At 58.4% G+C, this 3,248-nt stretch carries 3 protein-coding genes and 1 riboswitch; of the genes, 1 reads left to right on the forward strand and 2 read right to left on the reverse strand.

The genetic code is table 11. The annotated features are described in order from the left end of the window. The first annotated feature begins 294 nt into the window (after nt 1-294). A riboswitch (molybdenum cofactor riboswitch) is annotated at nt 295-443 on the forward strand. After that, a complete protein-coding gene (locus K8W16_RS06870) occupies nt 399-551 on the reverse strand; it encodes a hypothetical protein (protein ID WP_304122382.1) in 153 nt (50 codons plus the stop codon). (Overlaps the previous riboswitch by 45 nt.) 646 nt (nt 552-1,197) lie before the next feature. Here K8W16_RS06870 and K8W16_RS06875 point away from each other — a divergent pair. Next, entirely contained in the window at nt 1,198-2,685 is a 1,488-nt protein-coding gene (locus K8W16_RS06875) for an aldehyde dehydrogenase family protein (RefSeq protein WP_304122384.1), read from the forward strand. A 191-nt stretch (nt 2,686-2,876) separates the two neighbouring features. Here K8W16_RS06875 and K8W16_RS06880 read toward each other — a convergent pair. Further along, nucleotides 2,877-3,248: hypothetical protein (locus K8W16_RS06880; RefSeq protein WP_304122385.1), on the reverse strand; the 372-nt coding region annotated here is incomplete at its 5' end.

Genomic DNA, 3,248 nt, shown 5'->3' on the forward strand with positions numbered 1-3,248 from the left:
CAGACAGGCGGCTTACGCAGAGAAGCGCGCGTCCCCCCTCCGTAAAAAACTATCTCCGCACACAAAAAAGCTGCGTACACGCGCACCATTCTTTCCCTCTTCCGTAAAAAACATGAAAAATGCTCATATAATACTTATGGCGCAAAGCATAATGCAAAAAAGAAACATATTCGCTCAAGGGAATCGTTCTAGTACTCTTTTTTTCACAAAATATAACAGACTGCTTGTTTCATCTATAAGGGATTCTCTGTTTTTCTTCCGGTATTCTTGACAGAAACGGCTTATTCTTTTAATGTGAAAGAAAGTTTTCGAGTCGGTTCGGCTACAGCCCCCAGGCCATGCCGTTCCGACCTGAGCTTCCGCTCACAGGGTGGTTTCTGGAAACGGGGCCGCCTCCCTTAAATGTCCTTCGGGGCATGGAAAGAAAACGCTGCGATGGACCATGCATGGATACTGCCCGTATCCATGGTTCTGGTGTTTTCCGCGGTTCTGGTGTTTTCCGCTGTGAGCAACGCCAAAAGAACGCGCACGCGCGGCATGGAGAATCGCATGAAAAGATTTCCCTCTCTCTTTTGGGTTGCAGCGGCACCGACCAGGGCTTTCAGCTCTTGCGCCCTGGCCGGGAACTTCCCGCACGCCCTCTCCGGCTGGAAACGGGGTCTGTTCTTCAAAGCCCCGGGTATTCCCCCCGATATTCCTCCCCTCGCGCGTCCTGCGCCGAAGCGCCGCCCCTCCGCGCGGCGCACGGCTTTGTGACGCCCCTCTTCCGCCCGCCATGCGTCCTTCCCTCCCGGTAGCGTAAAGCCGGTCTCTTGCGTCGTGCCCTGTGCGTGCCGCAGGCGCGGCGCTTCCGGCACGCAGGGGAAGGCCGGCCGCTTTTCCGCACTGAGACTGCGGGAAAAGCGCGGTCTTCATGCCTGCCTCTGCCTCATACGCCCCTGAGCAAAGAAAAGGGCACAGCTCAAAAGCTCGTCCCCGTACATGCCTGCGCTTTTTTTCCTGCGCCTTACGTTGACGCACCGGCAAAAAAACGCTGAGGCTGTTGCCTCCTTTCTCTGCCTGCTCCGGGAGAGCCGCACGCAAAGCGCGATATGCGCGGCCTCTTCCCTGTCCGCACGGCACACGCCGCGCGGCCGCGCTCCTTTGCGCCCGAAAAAGGCCGCATCCCAGCCACCCTCTTCCTCAAGGAGCATATCCATGCAAAAAGCCGATCTTCAGAACTCCTATCCGCTTTTCATCAACGGTCAGTGGAAAAACGCCTCCGACGGAGCGACCTTCAAAACATACTGCCCTGCCGACGGCAAACTTCTGGCAGAATGTGCCCAGGCCACCAGGGAAGACGTGGATGAAGCCGTAGCCTCGGCATGGAAGGCCTTCGAAAGCTGGAAAAACGCGCCTGTGAACGAACGCGCCGCAATCCTGAACAGGATTGCCGATATCATCGATGAGCACAGGGAACACCTCGCCATGGTGGAAACCCTCGACAACGGTAAGCCCATCCGCGAAACCATGAACGTGGATATTCCCATGTCGGCGCAGCATTTCCGCTATTTCGCGGGCTGCATCATGGCCGACGAAGGCAGCGCCGGCATGCTGGGCCGGGACACGCTCAGCCTGATCCTGCGCGAGCCCATAGGCGTGGTGGGACAGATCGTTCCCTGGAACTTCCCCTTCCTCATGGCGGCCTGGAAGCTGGCCCCCGTGCTTGCAAGCGGTTGTTGCACGGTGTTCAAGCCTTCCAGCACCACTCCCCTGAGCGTCCTTGAGCTGGCAAGGCTCGTGCAGGACGTCATCCCTGCGGGCGTGTTCAACGTGATCACCGGCTCCGGCTCCCGCTCCGGCCAGTACATGCTGGAACACAAGGGGTTCAGGAAGCTGGCCTTCACCGGTTCCACGGAAATCGGGCGCGACGTTGCCCGTGCCGCTGCGGACAGGCTCATCCCCGCCACGCTGGAACTCGGCGGCAAGTCCGCCAATATCTTCTTTGAGGACTGCAACTGGGAAATGGCCATGGACGGCCTTCAGATGGGAATTCTCTTCAACCAGGGGCAGGTCTGCTGCGCAGGCTCCCGTGTGTTCGTGCAGGACTCCATCTACGACCGCTTTGTGGAAGAAGCCGTGAAACGCTTCAACGCAGTGAAAGTCGGCCTGCCCTGGGAAGCCGACACGCAGATGGGATGCCAGATCAATAAAAGGCAGATGGAGAAGATTCTGGAATACGTGGAAATCGGCCGGAAGGAAGGGGCGAAGGTACTTTGCGGCGGCGCACAGGCCACGGAAGGGGAGCTGGCGAAAGGCTGCTTCCTGCGGCCTACGCTGCTCGGTGACGTGACGAACAATATGCGCGTGGCGCAGGAGGAAATCTTCGGCCCCGTGGCCTGCATCCTGCGCTTCCGCTCGGAAGAAGAAGCGATACGCCTTGCCAATGAAAATGAATACGGCCTCGGCGGAGCGGTATGGACCAGGGATATCAACCGGGCCGTCCGCGTCTCGCGCGGTGTGGAAACGGGCCGCATGTGGGTGAACTGCTACAACGCAATCCCCGAAGGCGCTCCTTTCGGAGGCTGCAAGGCTTCCGGCATCGGCCGCGAAACCCATAAAGTCATTCTGGAGCACTACACGCAGATGAAGAACATCATGATCAACCTCAGCGAGGCCCCTACCGGCTTCTACCCTATGAAGTAATGCCCTCATGAGGGGAAAATCTTTCCCCTCGACCAGGGCCACGAAAAAAAAGCCCTGCCGGCGCACCCGGCGGGGCTTTCAACGATCCGGGGCGACGAAAAAGGTACATCTCCGTATGTCGCCGCCCTGAGGCGCGGGCAATTCCGCGGCTACTGCAGCACGGCCGGAGAAGGCGTGCATTCGGGCAAGCCTCAGTTTCCCCGCAAGGTCGCGGTAACTTCGGCAAATTCCCGGCTGAACCTGTCGTCGTGCAGAAGCAGAAGTTCCGGCGGACGAAAGGAAAAAATGCGGGAAAAATCCGTCTGCGTATTGCGGACAAGTCCGAGCAGTTCCGTGCCGAGGCGTATGGTATGATAGGTATTCACCGCCACCTTGTACCGCTTTTCCATATCCTGATGCAGGGCGGAAAGCCGCTTTTTCTGGCTGTCCAGGTAGCGGATATACAGATCCACGACTTCCAGCATCCGCTTCTGGGATGCCATATTGGCCTTCAGGGCATTGTTGTCCGCTTCCGTGTGCTTCTGTGCGGAAAGCTCCCTTGCCTCCCTGAGAAGCTTGCCGTT

This window comes from Mailhella massiliensis, from assembly GCF_020741395.1.
GTDB lineage: Bacteria > Desulfobacterota > Desulfovibrionia > Desulfovibrionales > Desulfovibrionaceae > Mailhella > Mailhella massiliensis_A.

Coding starts and splice junctions, on each gene's coding strand:
- K8W16_RS06870 (WP_304122382.1), bottom strand. CDS start 551: ATGCGATTCTCCATGCCGCGCGTGCGCGTTCTTTTGGCGTTGCTCACA.
- K8W16_RS06875 (WP_304122384.1), top strand. CDS start 1,198: ATGCAAAAAGCCGATCTTCAGAACTCCTATCCGCTTTTCATCAACGGT.